Source organism: Anoxybacillus sp. CHMUD, assembly GCF_013096965.1.
GTDB lineage: Bacteria > Bacillota > Bacilli > Bacillales > Anoxybacillaceae > Anoxybacillus > Anoxybacillus kestanbolensis_A.
In genome coordinates this window covers 28,545-55,017 of the sequence record NZ_SDLG01000016.1, presented here as the reverse complement: position 1 = coordinate 55,017, position 26,473 = coordinate 28,545, and the positions used below count along the sequence as shown (strand labels likewise).

General features: G+C 43.5%; 20 protein-coding genes. 14 read left to right on the top strand and 6 right to left on the bottom strand.

The window, feature by feature from the left end; translation table 11 throughout:
• The 5 genes from ETB99_RS10940 to ETB99_RS10920 all read left to right on the top strand — a co-directional run.
• Positions 1-525: hypothetical protein (locus ETB99_RS10940; protein WP_253263619.1), on the top strand; the 525-nt coding region annotated here is incomplete at its 5' end.
• 1 nt (position 526) lies between these two features.
• Positions 527-898 (top strand): type II toxin-antitoxin system RelE family toxin, encoded by a 372-nt coding sequence (locus ETB99_RS10935; protein WP_091705275.1) that lies wholly within the window; start codon positions 527-529, stop codon positions 896-898.
• A 188-nt stretch (positions 899-1,086) separates the two neighbouring features.
• Positions 1,087-1,506 carry a transposase gene (locus ETB99_RS10930; protein WP_171700595.1) on the top strand — a complete coding sequence of 140 codons (420 nt, stop codon included), beginning with the start codon at positions 1,087-1,089 and terminating at the stop codon, positions 1,504-1,506.
• 46 nt (positions 1,507-1,552) lie between these two features.
• Complete coding sequence (locus ETB99_RS10925; RefSeq protein ID WP_253263618.1) at positions 1,553-1,747, top strand: hypothetical protein; 195 nt, start codon at positions 1,553-1,555, stop codon at positions 1,745-1,747.
• Positions 1,748-1,923: 176 nt separating this feature from the next.
• Positions 1,924-7,938, top strand: a complete 6,015-nt coding sequence (locus ETB99_RS10920; RefSeq protein WP_171700594.1) for a pullulanase X25 domain-containing protein — start codon at positions 1,924-1,926, stop codon at positions 7,936-7,938.
• Positions 7,939-7,971: 33 nt separating this feature from the next.
• On the opposite strand, the gene ETB99_RS10915 is transcribed toward ETB99_RS10920, so the two are convergent.
• Both ETB99_RS10915 and ETB99_RS10910 read right to left on the bottom strand, forming a co-directional pair.
• Entirely contained in the window at positions 7,972-9,804 is a 1,833-nt protein-coding gene (locus ETB99_RS10915; RefSeq protein ID WP_171700593.1) for a stalk domain-containing protein, read from the bottom strand.
• A 112-nt stretch (positions 9,805-9,916) separates the two neighbouring features.
• Positions 9,917-11,839, bottom strand: a complete 1,923-nt coding sequence (locus ETB99_RS10910; RefSeq protein ID WP_171700592.1) for a 5'-nucleotidase C-terminal domain-containing protein — start codon at positions 11,837-11,839, stop codon at positions 9,917-9,919.
• Positions 11,840-12,014: 175 nt separating this feature from the next.
• Here ETB99_RS10910 and ETB99_RS10905 point away from each other — a divergent pair, with 175 nt between their 5' ends.
• From ETB99_RS10905 to ETB99_RS10895, 3 genes are all read left to right on the top strand, one after another.
• Positions 12,015-14,237, top strand: a complete 2,223-nt coding sequence (locus ETB99_RS10905; RefSeq protein ID WP_171700591.1) for a S8 family peptidase — start codon at positions 12,015-12,017, stop codon at positions 14,235-14,237.
• Positions 14,238-14,498: 261 nt separating this feature from the next.
• Entirely contained in the window at positions 14,499-15,941 is a 1,443-nt protein-coding gene (locus ETB99_RS10900) for an N-acetylmuramoyl-L-alanine amidase (protein WP_171700590.1), read from the top strand.
• Positions 15,942-15,954: 13 nt separating this feature from the next.
• A complete protein-coding gene (locus tag ETB99_RS10895; RefSeq protein WP_171700589.1) occupies positions 15,955-16,692 on the top strand; it encodes an S-layer homology domain-containing protein in 738 nt (245 codons plus the stop codon).
• Positions 16,693-16,710: 18 nt separating this feature from the next.
• Here the strand turns inward: ETB99_RS10895 and ETB99_RS10890 are convergent, their stop codons facing one another.
• Positions 16,711-18,054 (bottom strand): SpoIID/LytB domain-containing protein, encoded by a 1,344-nt coding sequence (locus ETB99_RS10890; protein WP_171700588.1) that lies wholly within the window; start codon positions 18,052-18,054, stop codon positions 16,711-16,713.
• 2 nt (positions 18,055-18,056) lie between these two features.
• On the bottom strand, positions 18,057-18,275 hold the full coding sequence (locus tag ETB99_RS10885) for a hypothetical protein (protein ID WP_004892712.1): 219 nt from the start codon (positions 18,273-18,275) through the stop codon (positions 18,057-18,059).
• Positions 18,276-18,498: 223 nt separating this feature from the next.
• Between ETB99_RS10885 and ETB99_RS10880 the strand changes: the two genes are divergently transcribed.
• Positions 18,499-19,551: a glycosyltransferase family 4 protein gene (locus ETB99_RS10880; protein ID WP_077429004.1), complete on the top strand. Its 1,053-nt coding sequence runs from the start codon at positions 18,499-18,501 to the stop codon at positions 19,549-19,551.
• A gap of 31 nt (positions 19,552-19,582) precedes the next feature.
• Here ETB99_RS10880 and ETB99_RS10875 read toward each other — a convergent pair whose 3' ends face one another.
• Both ETB99_RS10875 and ETB99_RS10870 read right to left on the bottom strand, forming a co-directional pair.
• On the bottom strand, positions 19,583-20,605 hold the full coding sequence (locus ETB99_RS10875; RefSeq protein ID WP_171700587.1) for an LCP family protein: 1,023 nt from the start codon (positions 20,603-20,605) through the stop codon (positions 19,583-19,585).
• 92 nt (positions 20,606-20,697) lie between these two features.
• Entirely contained in the window at positions 20,698-21,336 is a 639-nt protein-coding gene (locus ETB99_RS10870; protein ID WP_171700586.1) for a YigZ family protein, read from the bottom strand.
• 195 nt (positions 21,337-21,531) lie between these two features.
• On the opposite strand from ETB99_RS10870, the gene ETB99_RS10865 reads away from it, so the two are divergent.
• From ETB99_RS10865 to ETB99_RS10845, 5 genes are all read left to right on the top strand, one after another.
• Positions 21,532-22,698 (top strand): sensor histidine kinase, encoded by a 1,167-nt coding sequence (locus ETB99_RS10865; RefSeq protein WP_077429007.1) that lies wholly within the window; start codon positions 21,532-21,534, stop codon positions 22,696-22,698.
• Complete coding sequence (locus tag ETB99_RS10860; protein WP_077429008.1) at positions 22,695-23,375, top strand: response regulator; 681 nt, start codon at positions 22,695-22,697, stop codon at positions 23,373-23,375. Before ETB99_RS10865 ends, ETB99_RS10860 begins: the two co-directional genes overlap by 4 nt.
• Before the next feature lie 98 nt (positions 23,376-23,473).
• A complete protein-coding gene (locus tag ETB99_RS10855) occupies positions 23,474-24,316 on the top strand; it encodes a DegV family protein (protein ID WP_171700585.1) in 843 nt (280 codons plus the stop codon).
• Positions 24,317-24,335: 19 nt separating this feature from the next.
• On the top strand, positions 24,336-25,730 hold the full coding sequence (locus ETB99_RS10850) for an ATP-dependent helicase ComFA (protein WP_171700584.1): 1,395 nt from the start codon (positions 24,336-24,338) through the stop codon (positions 25,728-25,730).
• Positions 25,727-26,395: a ComF family protein gene (locus tag ETB99_RS10845; protein WP_171700583.1), complete on the top strand. Its 669-nt coding sequence runs from the start codon at positions 25,727-25,729 to the stop codon at positions 26,393-26,395. Before ETB99_RS10850 ends, ETB99_RS10845 begins: the two co-directional genes overlap by 4 nt.
• Positions 26,396-26,473: the final 78 nt, after the last annotated feature.

Below are 26,473 nucleotides of genomic sequence, written 5' to 3'. Positions count from 1 at the left end.
AGCGTACCCCGTCAATGTAAGATATACACATATTTAAGAAATAATGTTAGAAACTTTGTCGAAAAATATTTTTTTGACACCCCTGAAACGGCTACAACCGTTGATATATCAACATTTATAGAGGGAGGATGGAAAGTGGGTGTTCATACATTGACAAAAGAACAATATCCTATTGCCAACACAAACACATTGAATTTTTTGAAAACGAATGTTTTAAGTGTTACGGATCTTTCTAGAACAAAAAAATTATCAGAGATACTGGATCGTTTTTCAAATGGAGTTTCAGATGAAGTATTTGTTATTCAAAATGCAAAAAAGAAAAATGCACTGGCTGTAGTTGTTGATATAGATTATTTTGAGCAGTTGCTTCAAATAAAAGAAGTTGTAGAAGAAGCACTTGACCAAATTGTTATGGAAGAGGCATATGCACGTAAGAATAAACCTGTAAATCAAACTTTATCAGATATTTTTGATGAAGAGGATATTAATGTAAACGAACTAATGAAATTATTAGAGGAAGATTGATGTGAAAACGCTTGAAGATTTGCAGGAGATTATTTTAGAAAAATATAATGTTGAACTGAGGTTTGTTGAGGATGTAAAGCAGGATATTAAAGCGATTAATAAAGGACATAGACAAACCATTTTATTAGAAATTTTAAGAAGGGCAAAGCAAGGTCCCCTATTTAAGCCGGATGGAATTGCTGAATCGTTACATGGGGACTTGCATGGTTTTGCAAAGATTAAGTCGAAGTCACTAAATATTAGAATTATTTATCGCCCGGTTGAAGGACAGCCGATAAGGATGGAAATAATTGCGATAGGTCCTCGTGATAAAGAAAAGGCATATCGAATGGCTGCGGAACGTTTACAAAAATTCTTCATGGAAATGGGATAGCATGCCTGCCACGCCCCGAAGGTTGTCGAAGATTGATAGAGACAGAGAGTCATTGAGTGGCTCTCTGTTTTTTGTTGCGAACGTGGTTACGTGCCAGTCGTCCAGAGAGAGAAATTTTTCTTTTGATGCAGGATTTTCGCTGTTTTTGTCGAAGGGATATGTAAGAAAATTCATGTGAGGTGAAAAGTGTGGGTCGGGCAAGGCGGATATGGGTGCCGCATTTGTTTTATCACATTGTGTGCCGTGGGAATCGGCGTGATCCATTGTTTAAAGAAGCGAATGGTTTCCGCGCGTTTTTGTATATCCTCGAACAGCTTCATGAAAACATTCCGTTTGAAATTGCTTCGTATTGCCTCATGACGAATCATTTCCATCTGCAGCTTCGTTCGCAACAACAATCCATTTCCAAAGTCATGGCACTGATTAACAAACGATACGCCAATTATTACAATACACGTTACGGATTAACCGGTCATGTGTTTGAAAAGCGTTATTTCAGTAAACTCATTGACGATGACGCAGGGATGTTAGAAGTCAGTCGCTATATCCACCTCAACCCTGTCGAGGCGCGTAACGAGAGTAGCTTTTCGCGAAATCGGGCGCGATGAACAAGGAAGGAAACAGTCTTGTAAGTTTTCTGTAACGGTGTTAAGTATGGTGCGAGTGATTCGAATGGCGGAAGAAAGAGCGAGAATCAATGAAAGCCAGCAGGCAATAAAAAAATATTTAAGCGCAAGATTAGGGTTGGAAAGTAAACCGATGCAAAATAAAGTAGATCGTATTACGGATTTGTATTTGTTGCATCATTTGCTAGACGATTTATATCGAGCAGAGAAGGAAGGTTTATGATCATGGCGAATGAGAGTATTATAAATACACAAAAAATTCAAAAAAATTTTTATTGAAATTTCTTCTTTTTTTATGTACGATACTTAGTAAGTGGGGCCGTTTGTCACCCCTTTACTATACCCCTTTGTGCAAACGGTTTCACTCGAAAGAAAATTTAAATAAAGGAGGAGCAAATGGTGAAGGGAAGATGGAGAAAGTATGTCGCTTATTTCTCAATCTTTTTGCTTTTTGCACAGTTGTTTTCATTTAGCGCAATCGTTCGCGCAAATGAACCAGTGCAAAGCCCTGTTGTCAACGGAAACGATGTGACGTTTCGCTACGTTGGAACGGGAGAAGAGCAGTCTGTTTTGCTGGTCGGATCGTTTAATGACTGGCAAACAGATGGTGAGAAAAAGATTGAATTGACGAAAGAAAGCGATCATATTTGGTCAGTAACAAAAACGCTTTCAAATGGAACGTATATGTACAAGTTTGTTGTAGACGAAAATTGGATGACAGATCCATTAAATAACAACAAAACAGATGATGGATATGGCGGAAAAAATAGCGTTGTCGTAGTCGGTCAACCTGTCGAACAACAACGAACCATCACGCTTGTTGGGAACTTACAAGATGAATTTGGACATACAAGTGAATGGGATCCGAAAGCGACTGCTACGATCATGACGCATGAAGGCAATGGATTGTACACATTCACAGGAACGCTTCCAGCAGGTACGTATGAATACAAAATCGCCATAAACGGAAGCTGGGATGAAAACTATGGTGCAGGTGGACGGAACGGTGGAAACATTTCTTTCACGCTTGAAAAAGAGACAGAAGTAACGTTCTATTACCACGATAGTACTCATGCGATCGCTGATTCAACGTGGTATACGCCGATTCCAAAAGAAAAACAGCCACGATTAGTCGGAACGATTTTGCCTGCGATCGGCTATGAAAAAGAAGACAATGGTTGGACGCCAGGGACGTCGAGTGCATTTTTAGTCGATAATAACTTCGACTTCATTTACACATTTACTGCTCGTGTACCAAAAGGAAACTATGAATTTAAAGTGACGTTAGGGAATAGTTGGGATGAAAATTATCCTCAAGATAATGCTAAATTAAACGTGTTAGAAGAAACGACAATTACGTTCTTCTTTAACGCAAAAACAAAGGAGTTATATACAGACTACAGTCCAACAGGTTCGGATGGAAACGTTGACAAAGATCGTTTAAAGCATAATACGTGGGACTCTTTATATCGTCAGCCGTTTGGAGCAGTGAAAGCAGGAACGGAAGTGACGTTACGTTTAGCTGCGAAAAAAGGCGATGTAACGAAAGCGAACGTGTATGTGAAGAATACAACGACAGGAACGGCGAAGTTGTACGAGATGAGCAAAGTAGGAGTGATCGGAGACGATGAATATTGGGAAGCGACATTCACTCCTGAAGAAAAAGGGTTATATGGCTATAAATTTATCGCGATGGACGGTGCAGCTAAAGCAGAGTATGGTGAGGATACACAAGAAGGTCAATGGGGACGAGCGGTAGATAAAAACGCAGAATTGTTCCAGTTGACGGTATATGATCCAAACTATAAAACGCCAGATTGGATGAAACAGGCGGTTGTATATCAAATTTTCCCTGATCGTTTCTTTAATGGCAATCCAAACAATGACGATGCTAAATCGAATGCGCGAGGAAATGAACCAATTGAACATCGTGAATGGTCTCAGCTTCCTGACAATCCGCGCATGAAAGGAACGGCTGGATATGATGGGGACGGCATTTGGTCGAACGACTTTTTCGGTGGAGATATTGCAGGAATTGAACAAAAGCTAGATTATTTACAATCTCTTGGGGTTAATACGATATATTTAAACCCGATTGCTAAAGCGCCGTCAAACCATAAATATGATGCGAATGACTACAAAGAGCTTGATCCAATGTTTGGAACGCCTGAAGAATTTCAATCATTTGTGCAAGCGGTTGCATCTCGTGGTATGCACTTAATTTTAGACGGTGTATTTAATCACGTATCAGACGATTCCATTTATTTTGACCGCTATGGAAAATATCCAACCGTCGGAGCATACGAATATTGGTCGGCTGTGTATGATTTGATGAATGAAAAAGGATTATCAGAAGAACAAGCTCGTGCTCAAGTTGAACAAAAGTTTAAAGATGAAGGACAAGAGTTTAGCCCATATGGTTTTCACTTATGGTTCAACATTGAAAACGAAAAAGTAAACGGTGTGTACAAATATCAATCGTGGTGGGGATTTGATAGTTTACCAGAATTTAAGTCTATTTCTGGAACGAAAGTACCGTATGCGAGCGAATTAAACAATGAGCAACTCGCAAACTACATTTTTTACGAGCAAGATTCCGTCGCCAAAAGCTGGATTACGCGCGGAGCATCCGGTTGGCGTTTAGATGTAGCTAATGAGGTGGATACGGAGTTTTGGCGTGAGTTTCGTAAAGAGTTATTGCAAGGTGACTATGACCGTGGGCCAACGCTCAAAAACGGACAACAGCCGTTAATTCTCGGTGAAATTTGGGATGATGCATCAAAATACTTCCTTGGTGATCAATACGATTCAGTCATGAACTACCGTTTCCGCGGAGCTGTATTAGACTTTTTACGAAACGGTAAAGCAGAGGAAATCGATGCGCGTTTAACAGCTATTCGTGAAGATTATCCGGAAGAAGCTTTTTATGCGCTCATGAACTTAATTGGTTCACACGATACGGCACGCGCTGTTTTCTTACTTGGAAACGGAACGGATTCATACGAACGTGCTGAACTTGATCCGAATTATAATGAAGAACTCGGTAAAAAGCGATTAAAACTCGCTGCTATTTTACAAATGGGTTATCCAGGTGCGCCGACAATCTACTATGGTGATGAAGCAGGAGTGACAGGTTCGAAGGATCCGGACGATCGTCGTACGTATCCGTGGGGAAGTGAGGACGAGCAACTCATTGCACACTATCAAAAAGTAGGTGCGATTCGCACGAAGCATCAAGATGTATTAGCGAAAGGAACAATTGAGACAGTATATGCGAAAGGTGATGTATACGTCTTTGCCCGTCAGTACGAAAAAGATGTTGCGCTTATTGCGGTAAACCGCGGCAATAGTGAACAAACGGCTGAATTGGATGTCGCTTCACTTATTCCAAATGGCATCAAATTAGTAGATGAACTACATGATTCATATGATGTAACCGTAACAAATGGAACAGTCACATTACGTGTTCCAGCAATGGACGGTCGAATGTTATTTGGAGAAGCAACTGTTGCTCTTCCGAATAAAGTAACAAATGTTCAAGCGACAGCAGGCGTTGGACAAGTGGAGTTAATGTGGGAAGGGGATGCACCGACTTATCGCATTTATCAATCCACGTTAAAAGGTGCAGGTTATACGTTCGTGAAAGAGACGAAAGAGAAAAAGGCTATCATTGATGGTCTGAAAAATGGAACAGCGTATTATTTTGCTGTTACAGCTGTTGATGAAAACGGAAATGAGTCGGCTAAAGTAGAAACGAATCGCGTCGTGCCACATTATCCTTTAGATAAGCAGCATATTGTACATGTGGACATCGTAAGCGATGGTGTTTTGGACTTGGCAAAAGCGATCGTTGTTGAGGCGAAAGTGCGCATTGATGATGTAACAAAGCACGGCTTAGCGGACGGTTTAGAAGCTGTATTACAAGTGAAAAGACCGAATAGTGACAAGTGGGAAGACATACAAGCAGTGTATGATCGTCAAGATGGTGAAGCAAACGTATTCCGTGCTTCTTTCACTCCGTTGCAAGCGGGAACGTACACGTATCGTTACGGCTTTACAACAAATCTCGGTGACAGTTGGGTGTATACAGAAGAAAAAACGTTTACACTCGCTGCAAATGAGGCAGATCGACAAGCACCAGCAAAGGGCATTCAGCTCTTGCAACCAGATGTCGAATCTGGTCAAGTAAATTTATCATGGTCGTTTACTGAAAGAGATGATCATGATGCTTATATGGTAGTCATTGAGCGCGACGGTCAAGTGATTCATACGACAACAACGATTAGCACATCATTTACAGATTATGATGTAGAAAACGGAAAAACGTACACATATGTCGTAAAACTGTACGACCGAGCAGGAAATGTTGTCGAATCCAATGCGGTGGAAGTAACACCGAACATCGTTATGGTTCAAGTGACGTTTAAAGTGAGAGCGCCTAGTTACACGCCGTTAGATACGCGCATTACTATTCCAAACAGCTTGAACGGTTGGAACACAGGAGCTTGGGAAATGACGCGTGGTGGAGCGGTAACACCGGATTGGGAGTTTACAACGGAGCTTCAAGAAGGCGAAACAATTACTTATAAGTATGTAAAGGGTAGCTCATGGGATCAAGAAGGATTAGCTGATCATACACGTGATGATCAAACAGATGATGATGTTAGCTATTATGGCTATGGCGCAATCGGAACGGATTTAAAAGTTACGGTACAAAATCAAGGCAATAACAAAATGATCATTCAAGATTACATTTTACGTTGGATCGATATGCCTGTCGTTATTGAAGAAGTGAAAAAAGATGGCGATCGCGTCACGATAAAAGGAAACGCCATTAAAGGCGGTGTGCTCACGATCAATAAAGAACGTGTAACGATTCACGATGATATGTCATTTACGTACACGTTCACACCGAATGCAAACCAAAAAGAAGTAGCTATCCATATTGAGCCTTCTGAAGAAAGCAAGGCGAATATTTTCAAAAATGACGGTGGAGCCATTGCGAAAAATACGAAAAGTTATGTGTTAAACATTGAAACGAAGCAATTACGTGAAGGGGTGTTAACTGAGCAGCCAGACAGCGGTACAACACCAGGAAGTGGCACAACACCAGGAAGCGGTACAACGCCGGGTAATGGCACAACACCAGGTAGCGGCACAGCACCAGGAAGCGGTACAACACCAGGAAGTGGCACAACACCAGAAAAAGGTGCAGTTGTTGTTGAGCCGAAAGTGGAAGTGAAAGAGAGAGATGGAAAAGTTGTTGAAAAAGTTGCTGCCGTTTCGTCGAACGATATCGCAACGATTGTCAACGAACTTTCGAATGAAAAGAAACAAGTCGTCATTTCCACAGGTTCGCTCGTTAAAGATGTAGCAACAAAAGTGGACGTACCTGCGGCGTTGTTTGTTCAAGCAGCGAATAAGCAATCCGATGCGCCGATTGTTAGTGCGAGTGAACAAGCGGTGTATAAATTGCCAGCAAAAGAAGTGAAGCAAGCAGTAGATCAAGTGGCTAAACAGCTCGGAACGACGGTAGATCAAGTAAGCATTTCCATCGAGATGAAAGTAAAAGATGCGCCACAATTACGGGTTAAAACGTTGTCTGATGCGGTACAGTTCCACGTTGTCGCAAAAGCAAATGGAAAGGAACAAGCTATTGATCGCTTTACTCAATATGTCGAGCGAGAGATTGCGCTCAAACAACCTGTTCAGCCAAATCGCGCGGTAGTTGTGCGCGTAAACGATGATGGGTCATTGACTCCAGTACCGACAACGTTCGTCGATCAAAAAGCGGTAGCGAAGTCGTTAACGAACTCGACGTATGTTGTTGTCGAAGGAACAACGACGTTTGCGGATGTCGGTCAACATTGGGCGAAGCCGTATATTGATTCGTTGGCAGCAAAACAGCTCGTTCGCGGGGTAACAGAGACGGCGTACCGACCAAATGAACCGATGACGCGTGCACAATTTGCCGTATTGCTTGTGCGTGCCCTCGCGTTGCCTAGTGAAACATATGACGGTCGATTTGCTGATGTAAAAGGAACAGAATGGTTTAACAAAAACGGTGAATTAGCGGCTGCAGTCAAACTAGGTATCATTCAAGGAAAGACGCTAAGCACGTTTGCACCAAATGAGCCGATTACACGCGCCGAAGCAGCTGTTATGATCGAGCGAGCATTGAAACTTTCGTTTGTTGGCTATAATGAAGCAACAAACGACAAAACGAAAAAGGTAACAGATTTCCGCGATGCAAAACAATTGCCACCATGGGCAAAACAGGCGATTGAAGCAGTATACCAAGCAGGAGTCATGCAAGGACGAGATAATGGAAGCTTTGATCCTACGAGCCATATGACGCGCGCCGAAATGGCGAAAGTATTGGCGGAGTTTTTAGGAAAAGTAAAATTGATGTAACGAAAGGGAGGCCTCCGATATGGAAGCCTCCCTTTACTTCACCGTCGAAACTTCAACCCCAAGCGGCAGCGCGGCTCCGCCCGCATGCATGAATTCAAGCTCGAGAACGTCTTGAGGGGAGAAGACGGTATAATCGATATAGGCTGATTGGGTAATCGGTTGAAGCGGCGGGATGAGATAAACAACACCGTTTATTTTCACAGCTCCACAATAAGCCCCGCCGCGACCGCTAAAACGAAGGCGAATCGTTTTTATTTCCCCTGTTCCATTTTGAATCGGAAGCGATAGACGGTATGTTAAGCCGTAATGCCCCGGGTTGTGTACCGTTTGTGACGGATCGCTTAACGCATTGGCAACCGAGAGTAGATGATCCGTTCTTCCGTTTGAGATACTGTAGGCGACGGCTGGGCTGTCAGTTGTATATGCAGGCAACGTCGCTTCTAGTGTCGATCCTTTCCATACGCCGCGCGGATGGGTTGCATAAGAATCAATCGGTGCAAGCGTAGGAGAAATGGTTGAAAAGTTAGCTAAAGAACTCGTTACGATCGTTCGTATGCGATAGTTAGTCATTGCCCCTTCTTGTTGGACGGTAAAGTCATATAAAAATCCGAGCAGTTGGTTGTTTGAGACGTCAAATGCTTGAATGACCGCGCTCGTTCCTGCTTTCACTTTTATTGTTGGAAAGGTTGCGAGCGATTGGCGCAACACCGCCTCTGCAATCGGTAAGCCAACATCGTAATGTCCCCAACTGTTTGGGCTTGTTCGATACGTCCCCTTTCCGCTTGTAACGACAAGGTCGTTAGATGAAGAGAGGTTATCAATCACAATAGCAACCGATGCCTGTTGACCTAACATATTGGCATGCCAACCGAACACACGATGATCGACTGTTTGTTGTCGCTCGCGAACGTCATCTAGCGCTAACGTTGCTTGGCGATTTGGCACTGACTCCGTTGTAAGTAGTTCGGGATTGTCGCTAATGAGTAAACGCCGTTCGTCAGCAACGGTCGGTGTATGAATATGTTGCGGTACAGTAATCGCTGTTTCTTCGGTAAGTAACATAGGGCTTCGAAACGTCGTTCGTGGAATCGTGAAAAACATATTTGTTCCGCTCGTCGACATTTGTGCCCCAAATATGCTCATAACCCAAGAAGCGGACACGTACCATTCATCGTTTACACGAATCGGTGCGAGCGGAGTGATCATTTCATGGTTATCGACGATCACTTCTCTTTTTCCAGCGGTAATCATCATTTGTCCATGTGACAAACGAACCGTCATTGTTTCATTCGTTTCGATCCAATCGACATTCACATCAATGGCGGTTAATAGCTGTTTCAATGGGATGTATGTATAGACGCCGTCGGTCATCGCGTGGCTCTCGATTTTTGTTTGATTGACATATACAGAAAAAGTGCTTCGTTGCAACGCATTCCATGAAATGCGTACTTCTTTCCCCGTCCATTGAACGTTAGCATCTAACGCTTCCGACACGAATCGAACGGGTACAAACGTGCGTCCTTTATGAATGATCGGGGGGACATCAAGTGTTACGGACTGACCATTGATTGTTGCGGCCGTTGACTGCACTTGAAGAATGATCGTCTTTTTATTTTTTTGTACAATGACACGTCTTGTTGTTGCGTCCCAATGTACGTTCGCCCCTGTCGATTGAGCGATAGCTCGAAACGGGACGAGAATGCGGTTTTGTACCATAATGGGTGGCACATCTGTTTGTAACGCTTTCCCGTTTGTTATGATCGGGATATGAACAGGTCGAACGCTTGATGCTTGGGCATCTGTTGTTATAAACGACAAGCTAAAAAGCGCAATGACTGCATATCCAATAATTTTGTTTAACAACATATTCACTCCTTCCTAATTCCTAACACATTATACCATATTTATCTCTTTTGTCACATGTGTTAAAAAATAGAATAAAAAGGCGTCCTACCATGACGGTTAGGACGCCTCTCGTTTATTGATTCACGACTGTTATTCTTCCTTCAACAGTTGGGATCGGCTTGTTCGATTGCAAGTAGTTCATAACAATGGTGCTTAGCAGCTCGCCGCTATCGAACTCAATCGTGCTTGATTTGAACATGTCATAGCCGTCGCCGCCTTTTGCAATAAAGTCGTTTGTAGCAACGGTATACATTTTCGTCTCATCAAGCGGCTGTCCGTTAATTTTTACAGATGTTACACGTGCTCCTGCTTGTTTTGTCGCATCGAATGTAAACTGAATGCCGGAGACGTGCGGGAAGCCGCCGTTTTGTTCTGGGTACAGGCGAACACCATGTTCAAGTGCTTTTTTCAAATCGGCGCCGCTCATTGACACTTTGACAAGTGTGTTTGCAAACGGCAACGTTGTTAAAATGTGATTGCGCGTCACATCGCCTTTCGGAATGGAAGCGCGAATACCCCCGCCGTTCGTTAGAGCGACATCGGTTTGAAGAGCTTGGCGCATCGCATCAGCGACGAGGTTACCGAGGTTTGTCTCTTTCGTGCGCACGTTTGCACGCTCGCCGTCTAACTGGACATCAATTGTAGCGATCACTTGTTGTAGCGTTGCATCTGTGCTATTTTTATGTGCATCGACAATTGCTTGAACGGACGCATCTGCTTGCTTTGTTGCGCTATCGCGATATAAGAAGCCATTTACACCAATGAGTTTACCTTTGTAAAACAATAAATTCGTTTGTCCGACCGCTTTTCCATATTCGAATGCTTGGGCAACATAGGCGTATTTAAATTTTTTCGGCGTTTCAATTGTGTCGTGGCTATGACCGCCGAGAATGACATCGACACCCGATACGTTGTTTGCCAGTTTTTCATCTGTTTGTAAACCAGAGTGTGATAGGACGACAATATGGTCGACTTTTCCTTTTAATTCGCTCACAAGTTGTTTTAACGTTGCTTCTTCATCAGCGAACGTAATGCCGACGATGCCAGCAGGGTTCGTTTTGACTGCTGTGTCTGTCGCGGTTAAACCGACAAGGGCAATTTTTTTATTGCCGACTTGCTTAATTGTATAAGCAGGAAAAAATGGTTTTCCATCTTTGTAAATGTTTCCGCTTACAATTGGGAATTGAACGGCTTGTTTTAATTCAAGCAATCGATCTTGCCCGTAGTTGAAATCGTGGTTGCCTGGAACCATCGCATCATACTTCATCGCATTCATCAGTTCGACGACTGCTTGTCCACTATTTAAGTTGACGTATGTCGTACCGTGGAACGTATCGCCCAAGTCGACAAGTAACGTTTGTTTATTTTTTTGACGCATATCTTGGGCGATTTTTGCGATTTTAGCAAAGCCCATTTCACCATTTTGTGCATTGGCAATGATGCGCCCATGTGTATCGTTCGTATGGATGAATGTAATCTTCTCAATGTTCGTGTCGTACCGTTTCAATATCGTTTTAGCTTGTTCGACTGTTAGCCATTGTTGTGGGCGGAGCGTTTGATCGCTATAGCCTTGAAGCAATCCGAGATGAATCGCAGCAGCCATTGGCTGTTGTGTCCACGGTTTAATGCTCGTTCCGTCTTTATACAACTTAAATATGTTTGTTGCATAGTGATGGCGAAGCTGTAAGGAACGAATGAGAAAAACATACGCTTGTTCGCGCGTTAATTTCTCATTTGGTGCGAAAGCGCTTTCCGTTTTTCCGTTTGTGATGCCTAGTCGAATAGCCGCTTCGACGTAAGGAGCAAGTTGCGGATCAACGTCTGTAAAAGGAAGCTCTTTTACTTCACTTTTGACGTCTACGCCAAGTGTTGTGATGAGCTGCTGTACAAACTCTCCGCGCGTGATGTGCTCGCTCGCTTGCGATGGTTGCGGATGGAGCGCGAAAGCTACCGCTAGCATACAGACGAGCATCAGCCATTTTTTCATTTTGTGCATCTTTTTTCCTCCTCTATGTAATTTTTACTCTATTAAATTATAACAAGTTTTTTCACTAAAATGTTAAAAAACTATTATTTTTTAGTTAAATCTCTATTTTTATGAAGTTGAAATTTTTGTCTATTCTTGTCGAAATGGACGCGATACAATGGAAGTACGTAGGAGGGAATTTCATATGAGTAGATGGTTATGGCTATCATTTATTTTTCTTTTTATCCCACAAGTCGTTTGGGCGAGTGAAAAAGAAGAATGGATCGTTCAAGTTCGCCACACCTCGGACGTTCGACATCTTCAACCGTACGTTGTGGATACGATCGGGACGTTTGTGAAAGTGGCGGTAACAGAAGAAGAGCGAGAAAACATATCTCGTTTACCGTTTGTGTTAAACATGGAGAAAAACGACATCAAACGAGCCGCTGTCGATGATCCGTTGTTTTCCGAGCAGTGGTCTTTAGCGGTGATTGATTGGCATATCCCCTCGCTAACATCTATGAATCGGCTAATTGGTAAACAGATGATTGTTGATGGACGAGAATACGTGTACGATGGTGAATCGTTTGAAGGGGAACATATCGTCATTGCGCTCGGAGAAGAAACATTATCTCGCCTTTCTGTCACAGTCGATCATATCGAAGGACCGTGGCGTATACAGGTGAAAGATGAAACAGGGGCGATGTTAGGGGAGAACGAAGGAGAACTTGCTCGTCTGGATGTTCTTCTCTCTCGCCCTTCCTCAACGGTTCATTTATATGTTACAGCACCAAATTGGACGAATCGTCCGCGCATCGTGGAGTTGAAAGGGGTCAATCATGTCATTGTGGCGATTGTCGATTCGGGTGTCGCACTGCATGAAGATTTGAACGATCATGTGCTGTATAGTGTAAGCGTTGATTATGCAGAAAACAAGCGGTATGCGGATGATACGTTTGGGCATGGGACACATGTGACAGGCATTTTAGCTGCTAGCGTCAATAATGGAAAAGGAATAGCGGGGCTCATTGGAGATGCGCCGATTGATATTTTACCGATTAAAGTGTTGGACCGTTATGGAGTCGGCGGTGATTTTGAAATTGCAAAAGGAGTGAAATATGCCCTCGATCATGGCGCTTCCGTTATTAATTTAAGCTTAGCCGGTCAAGGAGAGACGGAAGTGTTAAAAGCGATCATTGAAGAAGCTGTAAAACGTGGCGTGCACGTCGTGGCAGCGGCTGGCAATAGCCATATGCCAACGACAAACATTTATCCTGCTAGTTATCCAGGGGTCATGACGGTAGCGGCGGTTGATCGGGAACAAATGCCGCTTTCTATTTCAAATTATGGTTGGGACGTAGAAATAAGCGCCCCAGGGGACTTTTTAATAAGCACTTATATATCTGGCTATCGTACGATGCGTGGAACATCGATGGCAGCTCCGCACGTCTCTGCATTACTCGCTATATTGCGTGCGACATACCCGGAAGAAGATGCGCTTCAGCTTCGTAAACGTGTATGGAAAACAACAAAAGACGTGCATTGGCGTGGATATGATATGTATACCGGATATGGGATGATCCAATGGCAACAAGCACTTGCGTTATCGGCTCCACTAGGTATCGATTGGCTCAATTTACAACCGGGGCAGCCTATCGCAAAAAATCGCACGTATATTTTAGCGTTATCCTCTCCATTTGTCGGGAAACAAGGTCATCTTTTTGTGAACGGAAAGCTTGTTTATTCGTTTAACGTAGATAGGGAAATGATGTCGTTTCGCTTATTTGATTTAATGAAACAGCAAGGGGATGTGGCGGTCGTCATCACGGACGAGAAACGAGTGATCGCTTCCGATGTTCGTGCTACCCCTATTCGGCCAACGCCGTTTTCGGATGTAAAGAAAACATATTGGGCGTATAGCGATATTTTACAGGCGCAACAGTTAGGAATGATACGCGGGTATGGAGATGGTACGTTTCGCCCAAATAATCCTCTCACGCGTCGCGAAAGTATTGTAATGCTTGCTCGCCTATTCGATTGGGAAGCGCCATCTTTGTTGTCCGCTCCTTTTGTCGATGTGCCATTGACAACTACAAATGCACTGTTAGTAGCAACAGCGGCGGAAAAAGGAATTGTGAAGGGGGCAGGGGGAAAAGCCTTATTACATGAACAAGTGACACGTGGAGAGCTTGCGCTACTTCTTGTACGTGCACTTCAACTAGAAAATGAACCGATTCGCTCCGTTTACCCATTTCAAGATGTGAAACAACAAGACGTGTGGAAAGCGGTGCAATTGCTAGCGGAACGTGGGATTGTTGCAAAAGTCCCATATTTTCACCCGAATGAGCCGGTAACAAGAGCGCAAATGTGTGCCATAATCGTGCGAGTGTCGACACTAATTAGACAATATTCGACAAAATCAGCATAAAAAAAGCCCCGCCACTTCCAATTGGCGGGGAGGCTGACTTAGCAACCAAAACCTTATCGCGTAAGTAAGTATAGCCTTTTTTCTTTAAAAAAATCAACACAAAAATAATAACTTAGCTGTATAATTTTGTCGATTTATGTCGTTATTTGTCGAAAAAGATCGACACGTTTGTCGAAAAGAAAATATGCTTGATTGGGTATGGAAAAGGTTAGAATTGTTTGTTATGCTTAAGAATAGAAAAATGTCGAAAGGGAGAAGAACATGCTGGGGAAACGACACGTATATTGTCTAATTATCGTTTTTCTTGCTTTGTTTTCTGTTGCTTCACCTAGTTGGGCGAATACGGAACTAAAGCAAGCAGAGCGATTCGTTGATGTCACGGACGATCATTGGGCAAAAAATGAAATTGAATTTTTAGCAAATGAGCAAATTATTAACGGGTATTCAGTTGGGCAAATATCAGAGTTTCGTCCAGCGCAATCGGTGACGCGAGCAGAAGCAGCAAAAATGATCGTCAGCGCGCTTGGACAAACGGAGTGGAAAGACGGAGCGTTGCCGTTTCAAGATATTCCTCCAAATCATTGGGCGCGCGGCTGGATTGCACGCGCAGTGCAAATGGGTATTATGGGCGGAGACGGGACGGCGAATTTTCGTCCGGACGCCGGATTGTCCCGTGCAGAAATGAGCATCGTGTTAGTCAATGCTTTTTCTTTGCCGAGCAAAGGGGCTGCTGTTGAATCTGCTGCGGTGTTTAAAGACACAGCAGGACATTGGGCGTTAGCGCATATTAATCGTTTATATTACCACGGCATCGCGAACGGAAGTGATGGTCAATTTTTCCCGAGAGATGCCATTTCACGCGCAGAATTTGCTACGTCGTTAGCGCGAACGATTAACGATCAATTCCGCTTGCCGCTACCGGATTTAATTGAGCAAGGGAAAACGAATATTCAAGGTATAGTGACGACTGCAACTCTCAACGTCCGACAAACCCCGTCAGCAACAGGGACGCTTGTCGGAACGTTGAAAAGAGGACAAGTTGTTGATGTGTACGATATAAACGGATATTGGGCAAAAATTGCGTATAACGGTCAGTTTGCTTACGTGCATAAAACGTATGTAAAATTGCGAAATGTAGCAGGCTCTCCAGTGAAAGGGCGCATTATCGTTGTCGATGCAGGACATGGTGGAAAAGACCCTGGTGCAGTTGCTGGTGGGGCGAGCGAGAAAACGATCGTGCTTGAAGTGGTGAAATTATTAAGAGAGAAGCTTGAAAAAGCGGGAGCAACGGTTGTTATGACGCGCGAGACGGACGTGTATCCGACGTTGCAAGATCGCGTTGATATTGCGAAAAACAATTATGCGGAAATGTTTGTCAGCATTCATACGAATTCGGCGACGAACACAAGTGCGAAAGGTGCTGAAGTATATTACGATTCATCGACAAATCCGAATGCTGAAGAAAGTAAAAAATTGGCACAATACATTCAAGGAGAAATTGTTCGTATGGCGAACATGGTCGATCGTGGCGTGAAAAATAGCGGATTGTATGTGTTGCGCAACAATAGTGTGACGAGCGTGCTCGTGGAGCTTGGATTTATTTCTAACGCTGAAGATCGTGCGAAATTAACGTCAGCCGAATATCAAAATATATATGCAGAAGCGATTTATCAAGGAATTGTGAAATACTATACGTCACAATAATGGAGGGAATGTTTTGAAAAGATGGATTGTTTTCATTAGTTTGCTTTTCCTTGCGGCATGCGAGCAAGAGCATGCCGGAGCAAGTGGGGGACAGGAAATTGCGACGGCGCCGTGGACGGAGCAGCAGTTAGCGGATACAAATAGCCGTATGAATCAAATCGATGACAAAATGAAACAATTGGAGCAGGAGTTAGCTAAAATAAAAGTAGCTGCCGATTCTCCGCAAGTGTTTAAAGATGTACCGATTGATCATTGGGCGTATGTTCATGTTGTTCGTTTATATCATCAAAATATTGTTGGCGGTGTCGGAAACGGCTTGTTTGCACCTAAACAGGCAATTACGCGCGCGCAAGCTGCCGCAATGCTCGTTCGAGCGTTTCAATTGCCATTATCAACAAAACCGTCTATTTTTACGGATGTGCCAAACTCTCATCTGTTTGCGCGCGAAATTATGACAGCGTACGAGGCAGGCTTTTTCGGAGGGTACCCAAACAATCGCTTTGCTCCACAAGAGTCGATGAAGCGGCAACATATGGCAATGGTTATTCAACGGGTCTTTCGATTACAAGCAACATCCGCACCGTATGCAGGGTATAAAGATGTGAACGAAAGAACGCAAGGAGCGTTAGAAATTCGTATCATTTCCCAACATGGTATTGCGGAAGGGGATAACGGTTATTTTTATCCAGAACAACCAACGACTCGTGCCCATTTTGCGACATTTATGGACCGAGCGCTGCAAATCAAATAGGCTGTGCATATGCACAGCCTATTTGATTTTTTTCACTTCAATGCCTTTATAATAATGTTTCAAAATTTGATCGTATGTGAACCCTTTTTCAGCCATAGAGCGGGCACCCCATTGGCTCATGCCGAGTCGATGCCCCCAGCCATTGCCTGTGAACGTAAATTCCGTTGGAGCGGTCGGATAGTACATCGTTTCGTTTTCTGTCCGAATCGAAGCATTTCCTGTTGCAATCGTCGTTTGTCCGCCAGTTGTTTGAAGCGCATAGCCAGCGATATGATCAACTGTCTGCTCGGATCCGTCTGCTCGTTTGACTTTGACGTTTGCATTTCCTTTTACATCAAAGGCAATACTTTTTAGTGAGACGCCAAAAAACGAACGAAACGCATCAGATGACGACACGAATGAAGGGCGAGCTTGAACGACTCGCTTTTGCCCTGTTGCAGCATTGTACACTGTTGCTTCCATTTGTTGAACGCTTCCGGCATTCGTTCTTTGTGTAACGCGAAGGGATACGACTTGTTCGTTTGTTAACTTAAATCTTGATGATACAGTGCTTGTCGCAACTTTTGTATTCCATCCGTAGTGTGGGTTGCTTGCATGGCGATCGTACGGATCGGCAACGGAACGGATGTAAGGAACGACCGAGCTCCATACGTTCTCGCTATTTTCCGTATTTCCACCAGAGCTTGAGTGAAAATAAGCAGAAATCGGCTCATTTTGGTATGTCGCATATACACCGGCTGTTTCATTTACTGCCGCAGTAGAAGCAGCTTGTTCTTTCGACTTCCCGCCATATACTTGGCTTGCTACTGTCATTTGTAAAAACGACGTATTTTTCAATTGGGCATACGCATAGCTACGCGCTGCGACCGCTTGTGCTTTTAGCGCCTCTTTATGCCAAGAAGCAGGCATTTCTCCAGGGACGACCCCTTTTAAATAATCTTCCATATCTAACGTATTAAATAAGTTTGGTGCTGTCGTCCCAGGAGTGATCTCGAATGAACCGCGATATGTGACGGGTGCAGACGTGCCTCCTGCTTGTTGAATGCTGCTGATAGTGACGTCATGTTGTTCGCCTCTTGTTACTTCATCTAATAAAAAGCCGCTTGTTGACGTATACGAAACGCCATTAATTGTCGCGACGACTGCTCCGTTCGTTTGTGAAAAGACGATCGGATTTGTAAACGGGATGACTTGTTTCGTTTTTATATCGATCAGTTGATAGTTCCCATTCACCGTTGCTAAAAACGTTGCAGTCGGCAATAGTTTTACTTTTACAGGTGTTGGGTACGAAGCGGCGGCAACCGTCTGTGGAACGAGCAACAACATACTAAACGCAAAACATATCCAGCGAGCGATTTTCATATTTATTTCGCCGCCTCTAATTGTCGTTTTAGCTTTTCGACTTCTTGTTCGAGCTGTTGCACCCGCTGTTCTAGCTTTGTTACTCGTTCATTTAACGGATTGATTTTTGCTAGTACCCATTCCACACTTGCAAGTACAGGTTCGCTGTTCGCTAACGCTTTTGATGCAGATACAGTCAGCATCGCAGCAAGCAACATGACGGCAATCGTTTTTTTTCTCACTTTTTTCTCCTCCCTTATTCTATCTATCTCCCATTATAGCAAATGATTTCAACAAAAAGGACGAAAATGTAACAAAATTCTAGTTTTCTATTTTCTATTTGTCGATTTTAAAATTTATGGTATAATGTCTGATAGGTTTGCGAAAAGAGATGGTAGAAAGTGTTACTTTTTAAGCAATAATTGATCGAAAAATCGGGAATGCTAACAAATAGGGAGGTTTCCTATGGTTTATTTCACCTTGTTTCTGTGCTTTATCGTAGCTGTGCTTATTACGCCTGCTGTGAAGTGGTTGGCGTTTCGGATCGGAGCAACAGATAAACCAAATCAGCGAAAAGTTCATCAAAAAATTATGCCACGTTTAGGTGGATTAGCTATTTTTATTAGTTTTATCATCGGCTACTTCGTATTGAAGCCAGCTAGCCCGTACGCAACAGCAATTGTCATCGGAGCAACGATCATCGTATTAACGGGCGTGCTTGATGATATATATGAGCTACCACCAAAATGGAAGTTGCTCGGTCAAATCGTGGCAGCTGTTGTCGTTGTGTATGGTGGTATTCGAGTCGATTTCATTAACTTACCATTTGGCGGTCATTTACAATTTGGGTTATTAAGCATTCCGATTACGATGCTTTGGATTATCGGCATTACAAACGCGATTAATTTAATTGACGGTTTAGATGGACTTGCGGCAGGAGTGTCTTCAATCGCCCTTGTCACAATTGCCGGAATGGCGGCGACGATGGGCAATACGTACGTATTCGTTTTTGCGATGAGTTTATTATTGCTCGGAAGTACGCTCGGTTTTCTATTATATAATTTCCATCCGGCGAAAATTTTTATGGGTGATACCGGTGCATTGTTTTTAGGCTATATGATCTCTGTACTATCGCTTCTCGGCTTTAAAAACGTTACGGTGTTTTCGTTAATTATCCCGATTCTCATTTTAGGGGTGCCAATTTCGGACACGCTATTTGCCATTGTCAGACGGATCGTCAACAAACAACCGTTATCGGCGCCGGATAAGTCGCACTTGCATCATTGTTTGTTGCGTCTTGGTTATAGCCATCGTCAGACGGTTTTAATCATTTACGGTATGGCGGCGATGTTTGGACTAGCTGCTGTCGTATTATCGAAAGCGACGATGTTTGGTGCGTTGCTTGTGATCGCATTTGTGTTGCTTGTCGTTGAACTTGTCGTCGAGAAAATTGGTCTTGTCGGGAAAGACTATCGCCCACTGCTAAAAATGGTTCGGGGGATGAGAAAAATATCATAAAAAAGAGGGTGTCGCGCGGACACCCTCTTTTTTACTGTTCTTGAGCAAATTGCTCCGTTCTCGCTTGGTAAGATGATACATCGAGATGAGTTTTCAACGTCTGTTTAATTTCATCGACTGCTGCTTCGTCGAGACGGTAATAATATACCCCACTAATACGTGCGTCTTCTCCTTTGAGATGGAGCGTTTCGATGTTCGCTCCTGCATCTTTCGTTGCGTAAGCGAAGAAACCTTTCATTTCTTCAAACGTTAAGTTCGTTGTCATATTTTTGCCGACCGCTTCCATGATATCATCAAACTTAGTTAACGATTTTATGCTCATCGCTTTTTTGAAAATGGCTTTCATGAGCTCTTGTTGGCGTTTGCCGCGCTCGATGTCGTTGTCATATTTGCGCGTTCGAGCAAGCGCTAACGCCTCTTCTCCATTTAATGTTTGTAAGCCTGGTTTTAAGTGAATCGCATTTTTGCGATCGTTGGAGTCCATCTCACGAATTTCATAAGGGACATCAAATTCAATGCCGCCAAGTTCATCAACAACATCGACAAACGCTTCAAAGTTCATTTTGACGTAATAGTCCACTGGAATATCAAGCAATTCTTCGACTGTTTCTACCGTTGCTTTTACGCCACCGTAAGCGTGGGCGTGCGTAATTTTATCGTATTTTTTCTCGATTGGAATATACACGTAAGAGTCGCGCGGAATGCTAAGCAATTTGACTGTCTTATCTTTGACGTTAAATGTCGCTAGGACAAGCGCATCGGAACGTACTGCGCCCATTCCTTTTTTTTGGCGGATGTTGCTGTCATCGACACCGATAAATAAAACGGAGATGTTATCTGAATTTGGATCGACTTCCTTCATTCGTTTCTCCGATTTTTCGCGACCGTCAATTTGTTCAAACGATTGTTGAATGACAGACTGCGCTTTATTGAAGAGAAATGTCGCATATGCCCCTCCGCCAATGAGGAGAAGAAGCAATGGAAGCAATACGAACGTCCATATTTTTTTTCGTTTTCTCTTCTTCTTTTTCATATATACTCGTCTATTTTCCATCGTCGTTCCCCTTTTTCAAAAGTTCAACAAATATCGACATGTAAACAATCATCATTTTACAAAATTTTTATGAAGTCGTAAACGAAAATTTTTTACTGTGCGACGTCAAACTCCACATATACGTGCTCGCCTTCTATGATTGTGCTTTTCCCATTTGTCAGTTCGGTCATCCATGCGCGGAATTCGTCTTTTCGTTTTTCTTCAACGTATGTGTCGATCGTGACGTGCTCGGCATAATGAATGTCTTTAATGGAGTAGGTTGAAGCGCGCAGTTCATTTTCGACTTTCCCAAGCCATGTATAGTCGATCGTTGTATGCATGATGCGCATAAGCTTACGTTCGACAATGCCTGCTGCTTTCAATCCTTCTGTGACCGCTTTACCGTAAGCGCGCACGAGACCGCCAGCGCCGAGTTTAATGCCTCCGAAATATCGCGTCACGACAACGACTGTATCTTTCAACTTTTTCTTTTTTAACACTTCTAGCATCGGAACACCTGCCGTGCCGCTCGGTTCGCCGTCATCGTTTGCTTTTTGAATATGGTCGTGTTCCCCAATGATATACGCGGAACAGTTATGCGTCGCATCCCAATGTTTTTTCTTTATTTGTTGAATAAAGCGAATCGCTTCTTCTTCTGTCGTTGCCCGTTCGACATAACAAATGAAGCGCGATTTTTCAATGATGATTTCTGTTTCTCCATATCCTTTTACCGTATAGTATGCCTCTAACAAAACGAAATCACCTCAATGTTTATTTGGAATGTTGTGTGCATGTTGTCGAAAAATGCTGATGGAAATCGTCGAAACATGCTATAATAAAAATTATAAGGCGAGATGTGACATGATGGAAGTACGAATAAACGTCAGCTAAAAGTCAGAAAAGTCATTTCAATTGACTTTTGGTCATATTTTCTTTAGGTGGTGTATATGTCCAATAAAAAACTAGATGCGCGGCAGCTTGACCGTATTGTAAAAAAAATGATTGAAACAGTCGATCAAAGCAAAGCAGAAATTTTTCATATTAGTGAGCAATCACGAAAAGAACATGAGCGGTTGCTTGAAGAGTTACGGCGGACGAAAGAAGAAGTACAACGTGTCATCTTTCAAACAGATAACTTAGAAATGAAAACAAAGTTAGCGCGACAACGACTGTCGGACGTCAGTAAAAACTTCTCGCGTTATACAGAAGCTGAAATTCGCCAAGCATATGAGAAAGCGCATTCGCTACAAATGGAATTAGCGATGGTGCAAGAGAAGGAAAAGCAGCTGCGTCAACGTCGCGATGAGTTAGAGCGGCGCTTGACAGCTGTGAAAGAGACGATTGAACGGGCCGATCATTTAATTGGGCAAGTGACAGTTGTGCTGAACTATTTGAACGGGGATTTTCGAGAATTAAGCGACTTTATTAACGGTGCAAATGAAAAGCAAGAGTTTGGTCTGCGCATTATTGAGGCGCAAGAAGAGGAGCGAAAACGGCTGTCGCGAGAAATTCATGATGGACCGGCGCAAATGCTTGCGAACGTCATTATGCGTTCTGACCTGATCGAGCGCATTTATCGCGAACGCGGGGCGGAAGAAGCGATTGGCGAGATGCGCGATTTAAAAAAGATGGTTCGCTCCGCGTTGTATGAGGTACGTCGCATCATTTACGATTTACGACCAATGGCTCTTGATGATCTCGGTTTAATCCCAACGTTAAAAAAATATTTACAAACGATCGAAGAATATCATAAAAAAACAATTACGTTTACATACATAGGAGAGGTGCGTCGCCTGTCCGATCGTTTTGAAGTCGCCATTTTTCGTCTCGTGCAAGAAGCGGTGCAAAACGCATTAAAGCATGCGGAGGCGAAGGAGATTCAAGTGAAAATGGAGCTAAAAAAAGATCATTTGCTGATCGTCGTAAAAGATGATGGCAAAGGCTTTAATCCGAACGAAAAAAAAGATAAAGCGTTCGGGTTAATCGGTATGCGTGAGCGAATCGAATGGTTGGAAGGAAAGCTGCATCTTTACTCACAACTTGGACGCGGAACGATTGTCACCATGCACATTCCGCTCCAGAAGACAGAAGGGAAAGGGGAACGACAGCAGTGAAGACGCGCATTGTTTTAATTGATGACCATAAATTATTTCGAGAAGGAATTAAACGTATTTTAGATTTCGAGCAAGATTTCGAAGTTGTTGCGGAAGGAAGCGACGGTGACGAAGCGTTAGCGCTTGTTGAGCGATATAAACCTGATGTTGTCATTATGGACATTAACATGCCTCATGTTAACGGCGTAGAAGCGACACGTCAGCTGATTGAAGCATATCCAGATACAAAGGTGATCATTTTGTCGATTCATGATGATGAAAGTTACGTCATGCATGCGCTGCAAACGGGAGCGATGGGGTATTTGTTGAAGGAAATGGATGCGGACGCTTTAATTGAAGCGGTTCGTGTTGTGGCAGAAGGCGGTTCATATTTGCATCCGAAAGTGACACACAATCTTGTGAAAGAATATCGCCGTCTCGTCGCAGGAGAAGGAGTAGAAAAAGAAAAGCAAAATCAAGGTGTATGTCGTCCGTACCATTTATTAACGCGCAGAGAGTGTGAAGTATTGCAGCTGTTGGCGGATGGAAAAAGCAATAAGGGTATTGCGGATGCACTATATATTAGCGAAAAAACAGTGAAAAACCATGTAAGCAATATTTTACAAAAGCTAAATGTTAACGATCGTACACAAGCGGTTGTCGTTGCGATTAAAAACGGCTGGGTCGAAGTGAAATAAGGTTGTCGAGTGGATTCGACAACCTTTTTCAATGCAATGGTAGTTATAATGTAGTACAATGCAGATAGGAAAAATTTTGGACAAGGAAGGTAAGGATGATGAAAACGGCGATTTTAACGGACAGTACAGCATATATCCCGAAACATATTCGCGAACAGTTGAATATACATATCATTCCTTTAAGCGTCGTCTTTGGAACAGAGACGTATCGTGAAGAGATTGATATGAGCGCAGAAGATTTTTTTGACAAAGTAAAAACGAGCGAACAACTGCCGACAACGTCACAGCCGCCGATTGGACTATTTGTTGAAACGTTCGAGCAGCTAGCGAAACAATACGACGCCGTCATTTCGATTCATTTATCAAGCGGCATTAGTGGCACGTACCAAGGGGCTGTGTCCGCAGGGCAAATGGTTGAGGGGATTCAAGTGTACGCATACGATTCAGAAATTAGCTGCATGGTGCAAGGGTTTTATGCGATCGAAGCAGCGGAAATGGCGCAAGCAGGTGCGCACCCCGAAGCCATTATTGCGCGTTTAGATGAAATGAAACAGTCGGTGCGCGCTTATTTTATGGTTGATGATTTATCCCATTTACAGCGTGGTGGACGGTTAAGTGGGGCACAGGCGTTCATCGGTAGCTTGCTGCAAGTGAAGCCAATTTTACATTTCGTTGATAAAGTGATTGTGCTGTTTGAAAAAATTCGTACACGGAAAAAAGCGTTAAGCCGAATAGAAGAGCTATTTGCCGAAGATGCGCGTCTTGGCGTTCCGATGCGTGCCGTCATCATTCATGCGAATCGTGAAGAAGAAGCGCGCGCATGGAAAGAAAAGCTCGAACAACAATATCCACACGTGGAATTTTTCCTCAGCTATTTCGGTCCTGTCATCGGCACGCATTTAGGTGAAGGCGCGATGGGATTCGGTTGGTATAAAAAATAAGCAGGAATTTTTTTAATGCATGCGAATAGAAGAAGTGGGCGATTCGTCCACTTCTTTTTTCTTTTTTAGTGAGGTGATTCGTTTGTCTCTTGTTGGAAAACAGTTGTTAAGGTCTGAGCTTTCCTTTCCTTACGATAAGCAACATGTGCAAATTATAGACAGCATCATAAAAACAAAGCGAGGCTATGTTTGCATCCGCTGCAATAACGATGACCAACAGCTTTTTGCCTCTTTTCCTTGTGCACATTGTGGACGTACATGTACGTACTGTCGAAAATGCATCATGATGGGACGATGTAGCGAATGCAATCCGCTCGTCATTTGGATTGGACCAACTCCTTCGACCTCTTTTTCTTCACCGCTACAATGGAACGGTCAATTATCTCCAGCACAACAACTTGCTTCTCATGAAGTTTGTCATGCGATTGAACGTAACGATTCGTTGCTTGTTTGGGCGGTATGCGGAGCGGGAAAAACAGAAGTGCTATTTGCAGGCATTAACATGGCGCTGTCGCACGGAAAGCGCGTTTGCATTGCTGCTCCGCGCACCGATGTTGTATTGGAGCTAGCTCCGCGTTTGGCGAGTGTATTTCCGTCGGTCGATATGGCGGCATTATATGGCGGCAGCCAAGACCGTGGCAAACTTGCTTCATTGACGGTGACGACGACGCATCAATTGCTTCGCTATTATCACGCTTTTGATGTGATGATTGTCGATGAAGTTGATGCGTTTCCGTATAGCTTTGATCCGATGCTTTCATACGCCGTTGAACGCGCCCGAAAACCGACATCTTCCCTCATTTATTTGACCGCAACCCCAAATGAACAATGGCAACGTGAGGTAAAAAGCGGAAAACGAAAAGCGGTGACGATTCCTGCGCGCTATCATCGTCGTCCACTTCCTGTTCCGACATTTGAATGGTGCGGAAATTGGAAAAAAAAGTGGCGTAATCAACGTTTGCCATCCTGTGTCGTTCGATGGGTAAACGAGCATCTCGAAAGAAACAAACAAGCCTTTTTATTCGTTCCTCACATCGACTTTTTACAACAAGTTGTTCCGTATTTCCAACAATTTCATCCGCGCATTGAAGGCGTGCACGCCGAAGATCCAAAACGAAAAGAAAAAGTGCTTGCGTTTCGACGTGGGCAAATTCCGCTTCTTGTGACAACAACCATTTTAGAGCGTGGGGTGACTGTGCCAAACGTCGATGTAGCTGTATTAGGTGCAGAACAACCGATTTTTACAGAAAGTGCGCTTGTGCAAATTGCAGGACGCGTCGGGCGAAGTACTCAGTATCCGACAGGTGATGTGCGCTTTTTTCATTTTGGAAAAACGAAAGCGATGATCGCCGCCAAGCGTCATATTGTACGTATGAACGATGAAGCACGAAAGCGAGGGTTGCTTGACGAATGAAATGTTTGATTTGTCATGATGAATGGGTGCCAGCGATGTCGTTTGCGCTGCTTTTAACGCTTCGCCAGGCGGACGTTTGTTGCCCACGTTGTCGAGCCCGTTTTATTCGTCTTGAGGGAAATCGCTGTGAACGATGTAGCCGTTTAAGCGATCAAGCGATATGTGAAGATTGTATCGGGTGGGAAAGACGAAAAACGGTGTTGAAACAAAACGTCTCGGTGTATATGTATAACGATTGGATGAAAGAAATGATGAATCGTTTTAAATTTCGTGGCGATTATGCGCTTATTGAAGCGTTTCGTTCCGATGTTCGTCGCGTGTTTGATGAACATTTTTCTTCGGATGTGTGCCTCGTCCCGATTCCTCTTAGCTCCTCTCGATTAGCTGAACGTAGGTTTAATCAAGCGGAGGCGATCGCTTCACTTTTATCGGTACCGATGATTTTTGCCTTACAACGAATGGACGACGAAAAACAGTCGAAAAAAACGAGACGTGAACGCTTTGTCGGACGGAAGTTTTGTTTGACAGGAGAAGATGTAGCTGAAAAGCGCATCGTCATCGTGGATGATATTTACACGACAGGGGCAACAGTGCACGAAGCAGCAAAACTGCTATATGACGCAGGTGCACGAGAGATTTGTTCGTTTACACTCGTCCGTTCATAGTTGGGAACAAACTCCCATTGAAAACCGCATGACTCTAGTCGATATAAAGAGTAGGAAAATCGGAGAACGGAGATGGGT

What these genes read in the sequence shown, in the direction of transcription:
- ETB99_RS10925 (WP_253263618.1), top strand. Translation starts at nt 1,553, where the DNA reads ATGGTGCGAGTGATTCGAATGGCGGAAGAAAGAGCGAGAATCAATGAA.
- ETB99_RS10915 (WP_171700593.1), bottom strand. Translation starts at nt 9,804, where the DNA reads ATGTTGTTAAACAAAATTATTGGATATGCAGTCATTGCGCTTTTTAGC.
- ETB99_RS10910 (WP_171700592.1), bottom strand. Translation starts at nt 11,839, where the DNA reads ATGCACAAAATGAAAAAATGGCTGATGCTCGTCTGTATGCTAGCGGTA.
- ETB99_RS10905 (WP_171700591.1), top strand. Translation starts at nt 12,015, where the DNA reads ATGAGTAGATGGTTATGGCTATCATTTATTTTTCTTTTTATCCCACAA.
- ETB99_RS10900 (WP_171700590.1), top strand. Translation starts at nt 14,499, where the DNA reads ATGCTGGGGAAACGACACGTATATTGTCTAATTATCGTTTTTCTTGCT.
- ETB99_RS10890 (WP_171700588.1), bottom strand. Translation starts at nt 18,054, where the DNA reads ATGAAAATCGCTCGCTGGATATGTTTTGCGTTTAGTATGTTGTTGCTC.
- ETB99_RS10880 (WP_077429004.1), top strand. Translation starts at nt 18,499, where the DNA reads ATGGTTTATTTCACCTTGTTTCTGTGCTTTATCGTAGCTGTGCTTATT.
- ETB99_RS10875 (WP_171700587.1), bottom strand. Translation starts at nt 20,605, where the DNA reads ATGGAAAATAGACGAGTATATATGAAAAAGAAGAAGAGAAAACGAAAA.
- ETB99_RS10865 (WP_077429007.1), top strand. Translation starts at nt 21,532, where the DNA reads ATGTCCAATAAAAAACTAGATGCGCGGCAGCTTGACCGTATTGTAAAA.
- ETB99_RS10855 (WP_171700585.1), top strand. Translation starts at nt 23,474, where the DNA reads ATGAAAACGGCGATTTTAACGGACAGTACAGCATATATCCCGAAACAT.
- ETB99_RS10850 (WP_171700584.1), top strand. Translation starts at nt 24,336, where the DNA reads ATGCGAATAGAAGAAGTGGGCGATTCGTCCACTTCTTTTTTCTTTTTT.
- ETB99_RS10845 (WP_171700583.1), top strand. Translation starts at nt 25,727, where the DNA reads ATGAAATGTTTGATTTGTCATGATGAATGGGTGCCAGCGATGTCGTTT.